General features: G+C 51.1%; 17 protein-coding genes. 9 read left to right on the top strand and 8 right to left on the bottom strand.

Features of this window, described 5'->3' with window-relative positions:
• Positions 1–75 precede the first annotated feature (75 nt).
• The 6 genes from H8L47_RS19890 to H8L47_RS19865 all read left to right on the top strand — a co-directional run bounded on the left by H8L47_RS19890 (position 76) and on the right by H8L47_RS19865 (position 5,165).
• Positions 76–438: a VOC family protein gene (locus tag H8L47_RS19890; protein WP_186955347.1), complete on the top strand. Its 363-nt coding sequence runs from the start codon at positions 76–78 to the stop codon at positions 436–438.
• Between the two features lie 2 nt (positions 439–440).
• Positions 441–950: an EVE domain-containing protein gene (locus H8L47_RS19885; protein WP_186955346.1), complete on the top strand. Its 510-nt coding sequence runs from the start codon at positions 441–443 to the stop codon at positions 948–950.
• Between the two features lie 70 nt (positions 951–1,020).
• Complete coding sequence (locus H8L47_RS19880) at positions 1,021–1,917, top strand: hypothetical protein (RefSeq protein ID WP_186955345.1); 897 nt, start codon at positions 1,021–1,023, stop codon at positions 1,915–1,917.
• 143 nt (positions 1,918–2,060) lie between these two features.
• Positions 2,061–2,588, top strand: a complete 528-nt coding sequence (locus H8L47_RS19875; RefSeq protein WP_186955344.1) for a hypothetical protein — start codon at positions 2,061–2,063, stop codon at positions 2,586–2,588.
• 426 nt (positions 2,589–3,014) lie between these two features.
• Entirely contained in the window at positions 3,015–3,956 is a 942-nt protein-coding gene (arsN2, locus tag H8L47_RS19870) for an arsenic resistance N-acetyltransferase ArsN2 (RefSeq protein WP_186955343.1), read from the top strand.
• Positions 3,957–3,974: 18 nt separating this feature from the next.
• Positions 3,975–5,165: an MFS transporter gene (locus H8L47_RS19865; protein ID WP_186955342.1), complete on the top strand. Its 1,191-nt coding sequence runs from the start codon at positions 3,975–3,977 to the stop codon at positions 5,163–5,165.
• On the opposite strand, the gene H8L47_RS19860 is transcribed toward H8L47_RS19865, so the two are convergent.
• From H8L47_RS19860 to mrtJ, 8 genes are all read right to left on the bottom strand, one after another.
• The gene (locus H8L47_RS19860) at positions 5,162–5,560 is read right to left on the bottom strand and encodes a nucleotide pyrophosphohydrolase (protein ID WP_186955341.1); all 399 of its coding nucleotides are present in this window, start codon (positions 5,558–5,560) and stop codon (positions 5,162–5,164) included. The two genes, H8L47_RS19865 and H8L47_RS19860, sit on opposite strands and share 4 nt — an antisense overlap.
• Before the next feature lie 158 nt (positions 5,561–5,718).
• The gene (gene trxB, locus H8L47_RS19855; protein WP_186955340.1) at positions 5,719–6,663 is read right to left on the bottom strand and encodes a thioredoxin-disulfide reductase; all 945 of its coding nucleotides are present in this window, start codon (positions 6,661–6,663) and stop codon (positions 5,719–5,721) included.
• A gap of 23 nt (positions 6,664–6,686) precedes the next feature.
• A complete protein-coding gene (dsbD, locus tag H8L47_RS19850; RefSeq protein ID WP_186955339.1) occupies positions 6,687–8,576 on the bottom strand; it encodes a protein-disulfide reductase DsbD in 1,890 nt (629 codons plus the stop codon).
• 29 nt (positions 8,577–8,605) lie between these two features.
• Complete coding sequence (locus H8L47_RS19845; RefSeq protein ID WP_230413830.1) at positions 8,606–9,802, bottom strand: DUF3570 domain-containing protein; 1,197 nt, start codon at positions 9,800–9,802, stop codon at positions 8,606–8,608.
• A gap of 15 nt (positions 9,803–9,817) precedes the next feature.
• The gene (locus tag H8L47_RS19840; protein ID WP_186955338.1) at positions 9,818–10,057 is read right to left on the bottom strand and encodes a DUF4266 domain-containing protein; all 240 of its coding nucleotides are present in this window, start codon (positions 10,055–10,057) and stop codon (positions 9,818–9,820) included.
• The gene (locus H8L47_RS19835) at positions 10,054–10,506 is read right to left on the bottom strand and encodes a TlpA family protein disulfide reductase (protein ID WP_230413829.1); all 453 of its coding nucleotides are present in this window, start codon (positions 10,504–10,506) and stop codon (positions 10,054–10,056) included. The genes H8L47_RS19840 and H8L47_RS19835 overlap by 4 nt, the downstream gene beginning before the upstream one ends.
• A 126-nt stretch (positions 10,507–10,632) precedes the next feature.
• On the bottom strand, positions 10,633–12,795 hold the full coding sequence (locus H8L47_RS19830; protein WP_230413828.1) for a choice-of-anchor D domain-containing protein: 2,163 nt from the start codon (positions 12,793–12,795) through the stop codon (positions 10,633–10,635).
• Positions 12,796–12,822: 27 nt separating this feature from the next.
• Positions 12,823–13,131, bottom strand: a complete 309-nt coding sequence (gene mrtJ, locus H8L47_RS19825) for a JDVT-CTERM system glutamic-type intramembrane protease MrtJ (protein WP_230413827.1) — start codon at positions 13,129–13,131, stop codon at positions 12,823–12,825.
• A gap of 482 nt (positions 13,132–13,613) precedes the next feature.
• Between mrtJ and H8L47_RS19820 the strand changes: the two genes are divergently transcribed.
• Genes H8L47_RS19820 through H8L47_RS19810 form a run of 3 tightly spaced genes read left to right on the top strand, consistent with a single transcriptional unit; the run spans position 13,614 to position 16,203 of the window.
• Positions 13,614–14,216: an RNA polymerase sigma factor gene (locus H8L47_RS19820; RefSeq protein WP_186955335.1), complete on the top strand. Its 603-nt coding sequence runs from the start codon at positions 13,614–13,616 to the stop codon at positions 14,214–14,216.
• Entirely contained in the window at positions 14,213–14,893 is a 681-nt protein-coding gene (locus tag H8L47_RS19815; RefSeq protein ID WP_186955334.1) for a zf-HC2 domain-containing protein, read from the top strand. The genes H8L47_RS19820 and H8L47_RS19815 overlap by 4 nt, the downstream gene beginning before the upstream one ends.
• Positions 14,890–16,203 (top strand): S8 family peptidase, encoded by a 1,314-nt coding sequence (locus H8L47_RS19810; protein WP_186955333.1) that lies wholly within the window; start codon positions 14,890–14,892, stop codon positions 16,201–16,203. Before H8L47_RS19815 ends, H8L47_RS19810 begins: the two co-directional genes overlap by 4 nt.
• Positions 16,204–16,235: the final 32 nt, after the last annotated feature.

Raw genomic sequence — 16,235 nt, 5'->3', positions numbered from 1 at the left:
TGCATCCTAAGATGTCTTTGCCTTGAACAACTTCATCAACGCAAACAACACCATCTCTTTTTAGGAGCAAACACCATGATGACCCCAAGCTATGTACTTTTGTATGTCGACAGCCCGGAATCCAGCGCAGCGTTTTACAGCAAAATCCTGGGCCTGACACCAGTAGAAGCATCGCCTACTTTTTATTTGTTCATACTTGATTCTGGCCACAAACTGGGCTTGTGGTCAAAGCACACGGTAGAACCTGCCGCCACATCTTCAGGCGGCAGTGAACTTGCCTTTGCAGTAGGGGACAATGCCACCGTAGACAGCACCTATAACAGCTGGGCCGCACGTGGCATAACGATGGCCCAAACTCCTTGCAGCATGGATTTTGGCTATACCTTTGTAGCCCAGGACCCTGACGGCCACCGTCTGCGTGTTTTCGCGCCAGCCTGATCATGGATACGCAACAGTACCGTAACTGGATCGCTGTTGCCTCTGCCGACCACGTGTTGCGTGGTCAGGCAGATGGCTACATGCAAGTTTGTCATGGCAAGGCAGCGCCATTGCGCCGTCTTAAGCCTGGCGACCGGGTCGTATATTACTCACCCAGCCAGGTCTTTGGCAGCAATATCAAATTACAGGCATTCACTGCCATAGGCAGGGTCAAGCTGCGGGACGCCTATCAGGCCGACATGGGTGGTGGTTTTCATCCTTACCGGCGTGATGTAGATTGGACATCGTCCCGGCACGCCAGCATCTTGCCCTTGCTGCAAACTCTGGAATTTTCTGTTGGCGTGAAAAATTGGGGCTATCAATTTCGCTACGGCCTGTTTGCCATCAGCGAGCATGATATGCGCGTGATCGCAATGGCGATGGGTGCAGAGCGTGCGCTGTTTGAAGCAGGTAATACCTGTGCTGAGTTAGCTGCTATCACAAATTTACAACTCAGCCTGGGCTTAAGTTGATACTGTCTATGAACTGGAACAAGCCAGGCGTTACAATGTCGCCTGATCCTCCCCTACATTGAGAGCAAGCTTGCAAGGATATAATCACCCCCTTCATCATTATCACATCCCCATGCGCTTGTGGGCGGCAGCGACTCTGCTATTGCTGGCGGTTGGCAGCCTGTCTGGCTGCGACAACAAGGGCAAAGATCAGGCTTTGCAACTGACAGACTGGCTCAGGGTCAGCAAAACAGCGACAGGATCACAGGCAGCAGGTACGCCCCCCTTGCACTATGCCATACGCAAGCCGCAGAGATTCTGGTTCATCGCCTACGATGACTGGCAAGACCTGGACTATGATCTGGTCAATGTGATTGATGACAAAGATATCTTGATCGCCAAAAGTAGCAAGTACGCCAAAGCCCAAGCTGCCCTAGACAGCAAATCGGCAGACACCCAAGTCAGGCTGATGACTACGTATGGGGAAACAAACATCCCTCTCTGCCCATCATCAGACATGATCAACGCTCCGCCTGACAGCAATTTTGTAGATTGTCTGGAAATTAACAAACTCAACAAATTGACGGTCAAACGCGTGGATTTTCATGGAAAACTGCTGCAAACCGTCAATATGGCTGCGAATGAATGGGATGATCTGAGTACACAAAAGAACGTGGCCTATTACGATGAGCAGCAACAAGCCTATATCCTGGAAATTGGAAAAGACAATACCTACTGCCGGCTGATCATGCCTGGCAAGGAAAAAAGCCTGAGCTTTGCCTTAAATCTCACGACCACCCAAGGCAAGTGCAGTGATATGGCAAGCTGGGCCGCCATAACCCAGAAAAAATTAAGTAAGTCTCTGGCTTTTGGCGAACTGGGGAAAAATGCCTCAATCTGGAAAAAGCTGGAAGCATCCCATCCAGGGTGGAAACCAGTCAAGCTTGTCGCCTCGGATCTGAAGCAACAAACTCCGCCGGCCAAGTGAGTTACAGTGAACATTGGCAAGACATTTGACACTTGTTATTACTTTGCCAGTCCCTAGCTGGTATGCAACGAGTAGAATTTCGTCAGAGATACTGAAAATTATCCGACTCCAAACTCATCAAGCAAGCAAAAAAGCCGCCCTACATGATAGTCAGAACCCTAGTCGTCATTTGTGCCATGGTCTCGATTTACTTTGGCATAGATAATCTGCAAAAACTCAATACCATGCGGATACCGGTCAGCGAATTTGAACAGGTGGACGGCAATCTTGTCCTCATGGTGCACGACGTCGACAATAACCCCGGTTATGTCGTCAATGGCAGTTTCAGCAAGCAGCTATTACAACTGACCTACAGCTATAACCTGAACGGCGTGGAAAGAACTACCGATACCATCTCCCCCATCTGCACCCGCTGCGAAGCCAAGCATGTCTTGCGAATGACGGGATTAAAACCGGCAGAACTGGTTCCCGGCGCAACACTCAAAGTCTACGTATCATTATCCGACCCGGCCAAAGCCTACCTCGCCCTGCCAAGCTCTGGCGAGAAACAGTCGCAAATGTGGACGGTATTCTTATGGCTGATCTTTGCACCTGCCATGTGCCTGCTGTTTTACAAGCTGGAAGGGAGTGGCAAGAGGCCGGATGAAGATGGTAATAATTCGAAGAAGTAAATCTTCATGAGAAAAGTCATTTCATATTTGATCAATGTCCTTGCGCTTAGTTTTTCGCTTTGGGGAATCGCAATTTTTGCCAGCTTAAGGCATGAAAAGTATCTCTATTGGGGTGTATTCCTGCTACTTCTGAGCGCATTTCCTATTCTCTCAAGAAGCGATGTCCCCCTCATATTCAGAGTCATGGTTACGACGATGTACTATGGAGTGAGTTTTTTCGTATCATTCTTTGTTTTCTTGTTCATAGTTGGCTCTGCTTGAAGTTTGCAGTAAATAGAATTTCCGTGGACTGAGTCTAATAATTAGCGAAAACTGAATTCTCCTCCGCACTTAGAATGCATCCCACACACATTCAGTGTTTGGTTGCTTTTGACAACAATCACTTTCTTCAGTTATGATTGTTGCGTAAAGCAACCAATTTCGATAATGAACGATAATTCCAGCACCGGCACCCTGATCAGGGAATTTGCCCGACTCTATGTACGTGATCAGCGCATCCATGCCTCCTGTGGTGACGCTGCATCGACTGTGCAATGTCACTTGATGACAGAATTACTGCGCGAAGATGGACTGACACAGCAGACACTGGTAACGCGCCTGGGGCTGGATAAAAGCTGGATCAGCCGGGCCACGGATGCCCTGGTTGCCGAAGGCAGCCTCAAGAAAACTACGAATCCTGATAATCGCCGTAGCGTCAACCTCAGCCTGACCCCGGCTGGTCGCCAGCGTGCCAGCCTGCTGGATGCACAACTGAATAGCCACGCTGATCAATTATTATCTGCCGCCAATGCAGAGCAAATAGCCCTGGTACATGCAGCCATGCAGATATTGCTGCCTGCTGTGCAAAACCGCAAAGCTGCCACTTGCACGCCGCAAAAAGCCAGGCCAGCAAAAAAACTGTCCAGATTAACTTTGCTTGCCAGCGAATTGCTGATTACCCCAGCCACGGAAACAGACTGGCCAGCTATCACCGGACTGTTACAAGGCTTGGGTCTGTCGCTGGATGGCGCAGAAGAACATCTCAACAATTTCCAGTTGATACATGCTGGCAAGGAGTTACTGGGCTGTGCCGGGCTGGAGATATATGGCAAGTCCGCCCTCTTGCGCTCACTCGCCATCAAACCTGAAGCACAGGGCCAGCATTGCGGTATACGGCTGGTGCAATACATGATCAAAACCGCTAACGCAGCCGGTGTAAAACATTTGTATTTGCTGACGACAGATGCAGAAGCATATTTTCAAAAACTGGGGTTTGAAAAAATCGACACCAGCAAATTACCTTCAGCAATGCATGCTTCACGACAGCTACAAGGTGCCTGCCCTGCATCAGCAATAGCCATGCTGTTGAAAATCAAAAAAACAAATTAATCAGAAGCTGCCCAAACAATGAAACACACTCCCCACGCCTACCAGACCATTGCCATACTGGCTGTCACACAAATCCTGTCATGGGGTTCCTTGTATTACGCCATCGCCATCCTGGCACCTGAAATCCAGCGCGAGATGGCCTGGCGTGCGGAATTGGTATTCGCGGCATTTTCATGGAGCCTGCTGGTAGCAGGCATAATCGCCACCTACATTGGCATCTTGCTCGATCGCCACGGTGGCAAGTTCGTCATGGGCATGGGCTCACTGGTCTGTGGCATTGGCTTGATCATTCTCAGTCAGGCGCACAATCTGGCCATGTACTATTTTGCCTGGAGCATACTCGGAATGGCCATGGCCATGACTCTATATGAAGCCGCTTTTGCCACCCTGACCCAGCAATTCAAAGAACACAGTCGCCAGGCAATTTCTACGCTGACCCTGTTTGGCGGTTTTGCCAGTACGGTATTCTGGCCTCTTACCCAGCAACTGAATGGCATAATGGGCTGGCGAAATACCTATTTGGCTTATGGCCTGGCGCAAATTTTGCTGTGCCTGCCGCTGCATCTCCTGCTGCAAAGCAAGCGCGCGTCGCCTGATAGGCTCATACCTGGTGCAGCACAAAAGAAAAATTTTAGCCTGCAAGAAGCGATACGCCATCCCACATTCTGGACCCTGGCTTTTGCCTTTTCTGCCAACAGCTTTGTTTTTTCAGCCTTATCCGTCCACTTGATTCCATTGCTGAAGGAAATGGGACATGCAGCAAAACTGGCTGTGCTGATGGCTGCCTTGATTGGCCCCATGCAGGTCGTGGGCCGCATCGGCGAGATGACTATTGCAAGAAATGTCTTGCCACAGACTGTGGGTAAATTCACTTTTGCCGCTTTGCCCGCTGCCTTGCTGGCTTTGATTTTTCTGGGGACACAGGCCTGGGCTGTAGCCTTGTTTTGCATATTCTATGGCTTGAGCAATGGCATCCTCACCATCGTACGTGGCACCATACCGCAAACCCTGTTTGGTTCGGAAAACTATGGCGCAATCTCGGGAGCTATGTCTGGGCCCGCCTTGCTTTCAAAGGCAGCAGGCCCATTGCTGATCGCCAGCCTGATACATCACACGACATCGCCCTACCCTATTCTGGTCTGCTTACTACTGTTTGCCCTGACATCACTGGTATTTTATTTTGCTGCCTTGCGTAGCGTCAAAAGTTAAGGTTTATCGCTTTTATCTTCTGTCTCATACTCAGTATATTTCCTGGCATCGCCTTTAACTTGCGCCACTGGATATTTGATAGCGTTCAGGACAATTTTTTCCATGCTGGCAGCGAACAGGTCCACGTCCAGGGCATCGGCCAGCATGACCAGATAATTCAGCACATCCGCCATTTCATGGCGTATGGCGGTTCTGGCCTGCTCATCCAGTTCCTCTGCCTTGCCAGTCGGCAGCCATTGAAAGATTTCCAGCAACTCGGCTGCCTCGACAGTCAGTGCACTGGCCAGATTTTTGGGCGTGTGGAACTGCGCCCAATCGCGCTCAGCAACAAACTGGCGCAAACGGTCACGGATGTCTGTGTATTGAACTTCAGGTGCAGTAGTTGTTTGGGACATGATTTAAATAAAAGGAAGCTGCAGAGAAAGTGGCCAAGTCACGACCGCGGAAGGTATTGTACATGGCCTCGCAATTCCTTCTGTTTTATCTTCATCTCAAGCCCACAAGTTGATGCCTCCTTCGCGTATTGCCTTTCCTCTACCTCCTCCTTTCTGTATCAATTCTCCAGGAAGCGCTGTGCATCCAGGGCTGCCATGCAACCTGTCCCCGCACTGGTAATCGCCTGGCGATAGATATGATCTTGCACGTCACCAGCGGCAAACACGCCTGGTACATTAGTGGCTGTTGCCATTCCTTCTGTACCTGTGCGGGTCTTGATGTAGCCGTTATACATTTCCAGTTGGCCATCAAAAATGCTGGTATTCGGTTTGTGGCCTATCGCTATAAAGACACCATGCACAGTGATAGGCGTAACTGTTCCATCTGCAGCTTTGATATTGATACCGGTTACGCCAGATTCGTCACCAACCACTTCATCCAGCGTGTGGTTCCATTTGACTTCTATCTTGCCCTCGGCAACTTTAGCCATCAGGCGGTCAATCAAGATTGCTTCAGCACGGAACTTGTCGCGGCGGTGAATAACCGTGACCTTGCTGGCGATATTCGACAGATACAATGCTTCTTCAACAGCTGTATTACCACCACCAACGACAGCCACTTCCTTGCTTCGGTAAAAGAAACCGTCGCAAGTAGCGCAGGCAGACACGCCTTTGCCCATGAAGGCTTGCTCAGATGGCAGGCCCAGGTATTGAGCAGATGCACCAGTAGCAATGATCAGAGAGTCACAAGTGTATTGCGCTTGGTCGCCAATCAGGCGTATCGGTTTTTCATCCAGTTTGGCAGTATGGATGTAATCAAAAATGATTTCAGTATTAAAACGTTCTGCGTGTTGCAGAAACCGTTGCATCAGTTCCGGTCCTTGCACACCCATAGGGTCAGCTGGCCAGTTTTCCACGTCGGTGGTGGTCATCAACTGGCCGCCTTGTTCTACACCCGTGATCAGCACAGGGTTCAAATTGGCGCGGGCAGCATACACAGCAGCAGAATAGCCTGCGGGGCCAGAGCCAAGAATTAAGACGCGAGCATGTTTGGGTGTGGACATAGTAATGAATAGAGTATTGTGACTTACAGAGCAAAATGACGCGACAGATGCTGGATAAAGCGCTCAGGTTCCAGGTAACCAATGATACGGCTGTTTGGCACTTCCTTGCCGTTACGGTCAAACAGAATGATGCCCGGTGGCCCGAACAGGGAGAAGCGTTTCATCAGGGCTTTTTGCATATCACTGTTGGCGGTCACATCAACTTGCAACAAGTGCAGTTGTTTGAGCTGGGCGCTGACCTTGGGTTCAGAGAAAGTAAACCTCTCCATCTCCTTGCAGGACACGCACCAGTCTGCATAAAAATCTAGTAGCACAGGAGCATCCACCTTGGCCAGAGTGGCCTCAAGTTCAGCAACGCTTTGTATGCGTGTGAATTTATTCTCCGCATGCTTTTCTGTATCGCTGTTACCTGCGATCTGCGCTGCATTTTCTGTCGCACGCAAATGCGCCAATGGTTGCAAGGCGTCTTTGCCATTACTGGCAGCGCCGATCAACTCGAACATACCCACAAGCAGGAAGGTAATGCCCAAGGCCCTGGCAAAGTAAAGGCGCAAATTGGCACCTACTGGTATCTGATCAAACACATGCAGAAATACTGCGCACAGTATCGCGAAAGCACCCCATACAGCCATCATGACCTTGACCGGGAAAACTGGCGATACCATCCAGATGGCAACTGCAATCAGCAGCAGGCCAAACAATTTCTTGACATGGTTCATCCATGCCCCGGCACGCGGCAACAGGCTGCCAGCAGAAATGCCTGTCAGCAGCAAAGGTACACTCATACCTACCGCCATGGAGAACAAGGCCCAAGCACCTGTCATCACATTACGGGTCTGGCTGATGTAGAGCAAGGCACCCGCCAGTGGCCCGGCCACACAGGGGCCAACGATCAATGCAGACAAAGCCCCCATGACAAACACGCCAAGGAATTTGCCACCACTGAAACTGCCACTTGTTTGACTCAAGCGGCTTTGCAAGCCGCCAGGCAATTGCAATTGATAGACATCAAACATGGACAATGCCAGACCCACCAGCAAGGCACCAAACGTCAGTAAGACCCAGGGCTTTTGCAAGGCTCCGGCCAAGCCTTCACCAGCCAGGCCTGCAGCCACACCCAACAGGGTGTACACCATTGCCATTCCCAGGCAATATGATAGAGCCAGCATGAAGCCACGGCCACGCGATACATTGCCCTCACCCACAATGATCGATGACAGGATAGGTACCATGGGCAATACGCAGGGAGTAAAAGACAGCAGCAAACCAAATACCAGGAATGCCAGGCCTATGCGCCACAGGCTGCCGCTTTGCAAGGTGCGCTGTGCCAGCGAACTGTCATCTTCTGTGTGCGCAGCATTCTTGACATTCGCAGGCGCAACGGGAGTAGTTGTTGCGTCTGCAACTTGCGAGACCTGATCTGCGTGCACAACACGCAACTTGCCGGATACAGAAGTATCAACCTTGTAGTGCTGTTCTACGGGTGGATAACATAGCCCTGCATCAGCACAGCCCTGATAACCGACCTTCAAAGTGAAGACCTTGTCTGCTTTAGTAACTGGCAACTCCACCACCAGTTTATCCTGATAGGTTTCAACTTCTTTATTGAAGGTGGTATCAAATTTGCGTACGCCGTCCGGCAGTCGAGGTTCTGCAAGAGCGATGCCCTGCTCTACTGCATTGAAACTCAGGCGCTCTTTATACAGATGATAATCCTTGGCGATGGCCCACGACAGCACCAGGGTTTTCGCTCCACTGACATCGCGCAATTCAGCCTGCAACTGGAACGCGCGCTCTGGTTCCAGAAAATCATCGGCATGGGCAGGCGGATGCAATAGAGTTGCTATCAACAACACCGGCAATAGCGACAACAGCCGCAAGGCAGAAAATAATTTATAAAAATACTGTTTCATATGAACTCCTGTTTTTAGCAGCAAGACTGCTACCACTGCTTGCTGATACCCAGTTGTATGCTTTGCGCCTTCAGCGCTGCAAGACCGGGGCTACCCTTGTGGAATAGTCGCCAGTTGCCGCGCTGCTCATAGTTTTCCAGCTTGATATCTACAGTCCAATCACTGGTCAATTGCTTGCTCACTTTGAAGCCAAAGGTCAATGCGCCAAAACCCGACAAGCGCTGGTCAGCAGAGCTGGGCTGGGTAGAAACAAACTGATAGCCAGGCGGGAAAGGTGCACCGAGTTGTGCATCATAGACAGGGTCAAAATAGAAACTGGCGGCACTTTGGCTATACACACGCAGCGACGGTGTGATTGTCCAGCCTTGCGAAAATGGCTGTACATACTCTGCTGTCAGGGTATGTGCCTTGACATCGTAAGTGTCGCTGTAATAGCGATAACTGAAGCGGCCTGTGCCACCCGTGCCGAGGAAATGGTGATTCCAGCGGGCCAACAGGGTAGTCTGATTACGCTCTCTCGGCCTGCGATCCAGCGCCTTGTAAGGGTCAGAGAAATATCCCTCCCCTCTGCTATGACTGAGCGTCAATTGGGCGATGTCTTCTGCGGTCAGTATCTGCGTGACACCTGCCATCATGCTGATCGTCTTTTTAGTCTCGTTTTTAACGATCAGGTTGGTAGGATTGATACGGTCATGGCTACCACCCAGGCCAACAGTCCAGGTGGTATTTTTATCTTCTGAAGAAAAATTCCCGGTTGCAGACAAGGCACGTGACTCGTAATCATGCTCAGTTGAATATGCGGTACCGACTGTCAGGCTGGCACGCGGGAAGTAACGGGTGAAAGCCACATCACCGGCAGTGCGCTGGTCATTCATGCGCGATGCACCAGAGATCGCAGTATGGTAACGCGGCGATGCACCGGATACGTCGTCTGAAGTCAGAGTAGCATCCAGCGACCAGTCCGCGCCCAGAGGAGTAATCAGTGAAAGCGAAGGCGAGTTTGCTGTAATGCGTTTCAGGCCAGCCTGCTTTTCTTCATAGTTCAGATACTTGAGGCTGAGGCTGGCATGCTCAGGTGGCGTTTCGGCCTTGACGACACCGGGTAATAGCAAAGCAGCAGTCAGCAGTGCTGCGCCTATGGTTTGCATGTCAGATGAAGCAGGCAAGGTTTCAGATGCGGCCGGGGCAATAAAGGGAACCGAAGTTTTTTCAATAATTTTTGTCATGTCGAAATTCTCTGATTAATTGCAACCACAACCGCCGCCACCCACGCCTGCACCACCAGACGCTGATTCGCGACTGGTGTAGATGTGTTCGCCATAACGGGATTCGAGCCTGTCGTTTTCAAAGGTCATGGCTGTTTTCGCCAGATTGCCTTTTTCCCAGGGCTGTACGGGTTTGATCGTTCCGCAAGCAGACAGTGCCAATGTAGCGCTGGCTATCAATAACATCGTCGTGGTTTTCTTTACGATGACCTTCATTTGATTGCTCCCAATGAGGATTTTATTTTTTCTTCCAGCGCAGCCCTGTCGGCCTCCTTGAAACCTGCATGCTCAAAGATGATTTTTCCGTCCGGGCCTATCAGCACGCTACTCGGCATGCCTTTCACGCCATAGCTGCGGGGAGTAGCACCAGCCGGATCAAACGCGACCAAAAAGCGGGCTGGCGTGGTCGTCAAGAATTGGCGGGCATCTTCATTTTTTTGATCGAGATTGACGCCGATGATTTGCAAACCCTGCGCACCGTACTTCGATTGCAGCTCATTCATCCATGGGAAAGACTGGCGGCAAGGGCCGCACCACGAAGCCCAGAAATCCAGATACACCAACTTGCCCTGATACTTGGCCAGATTGATATTGCCTTCCAAACCCTTGAGGTCAAATGCCGGGGCATTACTGCCTTTATCCAGCGCCATTGCTGAGGTTGCCATGACTAGTGCAGCAACGCCAAATGCAAAGTGTCTTTTGTATATATTCATAGAGAATTTCATATTCTTGGCCCTATAGTTTTCATATCCTGAAACTTGAAAAGCCGGACCGCAGTCCGACTTTATTGATCAATTTTGTAAGCGAGCCTGACGCGCCTGTTTCCTGCGCCAGATGATGACTGCAGCAGCCAGTATCACCAGGACAGGTAACATAGGATCATTGCCATCACGGGCAACCGAACAACCACCGCCGCCTTCATTTCTTGGCGCATTGCCTGTCACCGTTGGGGTGACGGCATTCACTGCAGTACCTGAAAAGGCGATGTTCCAGGTCGTACTGGTGTCTGAAGAGCTGATGACGACGCTACCATTGTTAGTACCTGCATTTGTTGGGGCATAACTGACCACCAGTTCGCAAGAAGTATTTGCCTGCAGGCTGAATGGGAAGCGTGGGCAGGATGAGCCATCCACCACCGCTGAAAAGGCACCACTAAAGCCAGCATTTGTCAGCGCAATCGCAGTGCTGCCCGGGTTAGTCAGCGTGAAGCGTTTTACCAGGTTGGCACTGCCTATCGTGGCCGAACCAAAGTCAAAGGATTGCGGATTGATATTCAGCGTAACAGTCTTGACAGGGATCGCTACGCCAGTGCCCGCCAGCCCCAGACTGAGTTGCGCACCACCATCGGTCACCAGCAAGACATTTGCGGTTTTACTACCTGCGCTGCCCGGCTTGAAGCTGGTGTCGATGGTGCAGCTTGCTGCCGGGCTCAGCGTGGCATTTGTGCTGCAAGTACCGGCCAATATGAAGTCATTGAGCTGGCTGCCATTCAAGACCAGGCTGGTGATTTTCAACGCTGCAGTGCCGGTATTACTCAGCGTGGTAGTATGCTTGGCAGAAGTGGTGCCAACCTGGGTGTCGCTGAACTGTACTGTGCCGGTATCTGACAAGACCGGTTTCGCAACTGCCTGTTTGGTCGCCGTACCAGTAATAGCTACCTGCAAAGGCGCAGCATTGGATGTCACAGCCAGGCTGGCGCTGACATCACCCTCGACCGTCGGTGTAAATACCACGGGTACATTGCAGCTTGCACCAACTGCGAGGCTGCTGCCACAAGTACTACCTGCACCCAGCGTAATTGCAGATGCACCGCTGATCTTGATCGCTGTGAAAGTCAGTGCGACATTGCCGGTATTGGATAAACTGATCTGTTGTGTCAATGGTGAAGCAGCTACCGTCTGGGCACCAAAGGCCAGCACGCTGGGTGTCGCGGTAATGGCTGGTGTGGACGCTGCTGCACTACCTGCCAGGCTGACGACGGCATTGCCGTTCGAGGCATTGCTGGCGATATTCAATGCTGCCGCAAAAGCACCTGCTGTGGCTGGTGTTGCCTGTAAGGTGATGGTGCACTGGCCACCTGCGGCAACCGCAGTCTGCGTACTACAGGTGCCACCAACGACAAAGATACCTGCATTTGCACCAGTCAAAGCAATGGAACTGAAATTCAAGGCCGCCTGGCCGCTATTGCTGATGTTAACAGTCTGCAGTGCAGACGCAGCATTCACCAGCAGCGTACCAAAGTTCAGGCTACTGGCTGACACTGTGAGGCCAGCCTGGGCAGCGGCATTTCCAGTGCCGCTCAGCGTAATCAGACTAACACCGCCAGTCGCATTGTGGCTGATACTGATACTGGCAGTACGACTGCCTTGTGCAGTTGGTTTGAATGTAGATAACACAGTACAACTAGCACTCGGCGCCAGTGAACTGCCGCCTGCGCAGCTACCACCTGCGAGATTAAAGTCCGTAGCTGCTCCACCTGTCAGCGCAATCGAAGTGATACTCAATGCGGCAGATCCAGTATTGCTGAGAGTAGTACTCAGGGCCGTGCTGGTCTGGCCTACCGTGGTTCCGGTAAATACCAGACTGGCTGGTGAAACTGTGGCTATAGGCCCTGCTACGACGCTGGGGTTGCCAATGAATGCAGCAAGGTCAGCGATTTCATCTGCGGTGAATTTATTCCTGTATAAATTTCCCATGCCACCTTTATTCTGGGCAAAGGCATTGCTGATTTCTGTTGGATTATTCGCTCCACGCAAAATACCGTTGACGTTATTGGCAGGGGTAGCGCCATGGCAGGCGGTGCAACTGGTGCCACCGCCTGTTGGGCCATTCAGATACAGGCTTTTGCCATTCAGGGCATCTGCTGCATGAGCTGCTGACATGCCAGCAAATAACACAGTCCCCAGCACACTGAGCTGCCGTAGCGTGCGCGTAAAACGAAAATGCAAGTTCATCATAGTTCCCTTAAATGATTAAATTTTTTACTGCATGCAAACACCAAGAGCCATTCCATTGAATACGGCATGGGTCAGCGCGCATAATCTCCAGTCACGTGTCGCCTGGTACAGCACCGCCAGCAGCAAGCCTGGTAAAAAAACAGCCGACACTACTGCCCAGCCAGATGCCAGATGCAAGCCGCTGAACGCCGTCGCAGACAACAACACCGGCATCAACCTTGTATGGCTACCCGGCTCATAAAACCGGTCTATCAGGTATTGCTGCAAACCGGCACGCACGACCAACTCTTCCAGAACCGGTGCCAGCAGCAATAGCCGCAACAGGGTTGCCATATCCACTGACCACAACTGATTTCCACACATCGCTTGCTGAACAAAAAGAGGAGAGATAAGGTTCATCGATAAGCAATGCGGGTAGATTAAAAAAGAGGTTTTTCTTCACATGAAAAAATAGACCTCTTCGTTTGTTTCAAGCGGTTAATGCGGGAATCATTGAAATTGGTTCAAAGAAAAATGAAATATTTTTTTGATGCGAGAAAAAACATCAGCAATTTGTGAATTTGCAGACGTTTTTTCTGATGACAACTTGAAGAGAAAAATACGAAGGAAGAAGATAAAAAATATCATCATGGCGATGCGCTACAATCATTTGCGAACGCTTGGACTGAGCAAGATATGGCAGATGACTGGTTGACCAGAAAGCACTATCATTTAAACAACAATCCCTCATCAGGCTAATGCCAAATATTTTTTACGCCGACATGAACCTTTTCCACCTGAGCAGGTATTAACAGCTAATCGAGGAGAGTGCAGGCATGTTTGAGAATTGGGGATGGCGAGGTAAAACAGACAAGAAACGTCCAGATACCCCGGAAGCGCAGGAAGTTGAATTGATCACGTTGATTGCAAACGCCGATCGCCAGGCGTTTGAGGCCTTGTATCGCCTGTACTTTGGCAGGCTGGCCAGGTTTCTGGACAAAATGACACGCGATACACATCTGATAGAAGAAATAGTCAACGATACAATGCTGGTCGTCTGGCAAAAAGCACACAGCTTTAACCATACTTCCCGCGTATCCACCTGGGTATTTGCTATAGCCTATCGCCAGGCTTTGAAGGCAATACATAGTTTTGACGAAGCAGTCGAATCCAATTTTGAACATCATGCAGCAGAAACCCGGTATGAACCAGAACAGCAGATGTCAGCCCAGCAGCTTGATGCTGACTTGAACCGGGCCCTGCGTGCTTTGCCCATGGAACAACGCGTCGTCGTCAGCCTGACTTATTATCATGAGATGGGGTACAAGGAAATCGCTGAAACCATGGAGTGCCCGGTCAATACTGTCAAGACCCGGATGTTCCACGCCAGACAGCGTTTGAGATTCATGCTTTCCGACAGCATGGAGGAAATATTATGAACACGAAAACTAACCAGGTTCATCAATCTGATGAGTCTGACCATAGCCAGGTGCAGGACTTGCTGCCCTGGTATGCCAACAATACCCTGCAAGCTGATGAACAGCAGTTAGTGCGAGCGCATTTGCAAACCTGCACTGCATGTCAGGATGACCTGCAATGGCAACAAAAGCTGAAGGCTGGTGAACCGGCGGCAAGTACAGTTCCCAATGTGGATAGAGCCCTCGCCCGTCTTTTACCAAAGCTGGATGGGCAAGTACCAGCAGCCAAAGTTAACAATACCAATAACTTCATGGCAGGTTTGCGGACGCTGTTTACTGCGAATGGCAAGGCCCCAGCGCGTTGGGGAATGGCGGTCATGGCAGCACAAACTGCCGTCATTGTCGGACTGGTCGCGTTTATGGCACTGCCCAGACAGGACGACAGCAGTTATCGCGTACTCGGTAACGGCGAGCGTTCTTCCGGTAATATTGTGGTTGTGTTCAAACCAGAAACGACCGTCAAGGATATACAACGCATCATGTCCATCAACGACGCCCGCATCATCGATGGCCCCACTGTCACCAATGCCTACCTGCTCAATGTCGATGATGCCAGGCTGGAGCAAAGCATCAGGGAACTGCGCTCTGAGGCGGGCATAGAGCTGGTTGAATCCCTGGGTTCGGGAGCTGCAAAATGAAAGCGCGCTGGAGTAATCGTCTGAGTCAATTCGGTCTTTGCCTTTGCCTTTTCCTCTCATTGACCGCGCTATCCGGTGCCAGGCTGGCCAGTGCTGACACTGTCGTCGTACAGGAGCAGAACACAGCAAAGGAACCTGAAGCCAAGCGCCGGATACTGGTCATGCTGCACTTGCCAGCGCCGCATTTTCGCCCGGATGTCAGTTATAGCGGTGGTTACAGCAATGATGTCAGCCGTACCGCACGCCGTCGTATTGCTGAAGAACTGGCGCGCACCCATGGCCTGAAACTACTGGAAGACTGGCCCATGCCAGTGCTGAATGTGGATTGCTTTGTCATGGAAGAAAGCGACGCAATCTCTGAAGAACAGACCATCGCCAGCCTGAGCAAGGATGCACGTGTAGCCTGGGTGCAAACCATTAATACCTTTGATGCACAAGCAAAAAGCGACCCGCTGTTCCCGGTCCAACCAGCGAACAAATACTGGCAGCTTGATGAGATACGCAAGATTGCGACTGGCCGCAATGTGGTCGTGGCGGTCATCGACAGCGGGGTAGAAATCAAGCACCCTGATTTGGCCGGACAAATCTCGCTGAATCAAAACTTCATCGATGGCAATCCTTATATCGGTGAAAACCATGGCACAGGCGTGGCAGGCGTTATCGCGGCGCGTGCTGGCAATGGTGTGGGTATAGAGGGCATCGCGCCGAATACCCATGTCATGGCCCTCAGAGCTTGCTGGCAAGAGCCAGAAAATAAAACCAGGTGCAATAGCTTTACCCTCGGCAAGGCACTTAATTTCGCCCTGACGCAGGGTGTGCAAGTGATTAATATGAGTTTGTCTGGCCCGCCTGACCGCTTGCTGAAGCAATTGCTGGATGCTGCCATTTCCCGCAATATCAAGATAGTCGGCGCCATGGACCCCAACCGTGCCGATGGCGGCTTCCCGGCTTCACATCCTGGTGTGTTTGCAGTGGCGGACAGCAAAACCAGATTGCTGACGAATGACATACTGGTAGCACCAGGGCGTGACATACCGACTACAGCACCGGGGGCACGTTGGAGCTTTGTCTCTGGTTCATCGTACTCGGCTGCGCATATCTCCGGCATGTTGGCCTTGCTCAGCGAACTGAAACCATTAGCCAGCCTCACGCAAATACGCGCTGACATGGTGGTTAATCCTGTGAACCAGGGTGATGCCAACATCAGCGGCCAGGTTAATCTGTGCGCTACTCTGAGCAAGCTGACGAGTAAATGTGCATGTTCATGTCATTTGACGGCCGCTTCGGCAACAGCTGTCAATCAGCCATAGAAGGCATAAGATATATCCCTTGCACCCTCATT

Source organism: Undibacterium umbellatum, assembly GCF_014284125.1.
Taxonomy (GTDB): Bacteria; Pseudomonadota; Gammaproteobacteria; order Burkholderiales; family Burkholderiaceae_D; genus Undibacterium; species Undibacterium umbellatum.
This window is presented reverse-complemented; position numbering and strand designations above follow the sequence as displayed.

Coding starts and splice junctions, on each gene's coding strand:
- H8L47_RS19810 (WP_186955333.1), top strand. CDS start 14,890: ATGAAAGCGCGCTGGAGTAATCGTCTGAGTCAATTCGGTCTTTGCCTT.
- H8L47_RS19835 (WP_230413829.1), bottom strand. CDS start 10,506: ATGGCAACCTCAGCAATGGCGCTGGATAAAGGCAGTAATGCCCCGGCA.
- H8L47_RS19875 (WP_186955344.1), top strand. CDS start 2,061: ATGATAGTCAGAACCCTAGTCGTCATTTGTGCCATGGTCTCGATTTAC.
- H8L47_RS19840 (WP_186955338.1), bottom strand. CDS start 10,057: ATGAAGGTCATCGTAAAGAAAACCACGACGATGTTATTGATAGCCAGC.
- arsN2 (WP_186955343.1), top strand. CDS start 3,015: ATGAACGATAATTCCAGCACCGGCACCCTGATCAGGGAATTTGCCCGA.
- H8L47_RS19830 (WP_230413828.1), bottom strand. CDS start 12,795: ATGAACTTGCATTTTCGTTTTACGCGCACGCTACGGCAGCTCAGTGTG.
- H8L47_RS19820 (WP_186955335.1), top strand. CDS start 13,614: ATGTTTGAGAATTGGGGATGGCGAGGTAAAACAGACAAGAAACGTCCA.
- H8L47_RS19865 (WP_186955342.1), top strand. CDS start 3,975: ATGAAACACACTCCCCACGCCTACCAGACCATTGCCATACTGGCTGTC.
- H8L47_RS19860 (WP_186955341.1), bottom strand. CDS start 5,560: ATGTCCCAAACAACTACTGCACCTGAAGTTCAATACACAGACATCCGT.
- dsbD (WP_186955339.1), bottom strand. CDS start 8,576: ATGAAACAGTATTTTTATAAATTATTTTCTGCCTTGCGGCTGTTGTCG.
- H8L47_RS19890 (WP_186955347.1), top strand. CDS start 76: ATGATGACCCCAAGCTATGTACTTTTGTATGTCGACAGCCCGGAATCC.
- mrtJ (WP_230413827.1), bottom strand. CDS start 13,131: ATGGCAACCCTGTTGCGGCTATTGCTGCTGGCACCGGTTCTGGAAGAG.
- trxB (WP_186955340.1), bottom strand. CDS start 6,663: ATGTCCACACCCAAACATGCTCGCGTCTTAATTCTTGGCTCTGGCCCC.
- H8L47_RS19845 (WP_230413830.1), bottom strand. CDS start 9,802: ATGACAAAAATTATTGAAAAAACTTCGGTTCCCTTTATTGCCCCGGCC.
- H8L47_RS19885 (WP_186955346.1), top strand. CDS start 441: ATGGATACGCAACAGTACCGTAACTGGATCGCTGTTGCCTCTGCCGAC.
- H8L47_RS19815 (WP_186955334.1), top strand. CDS start 14,213: ATGAACACGAAAACTAACCAGGTTCATCAATCTGATGAGTCTGACCAT.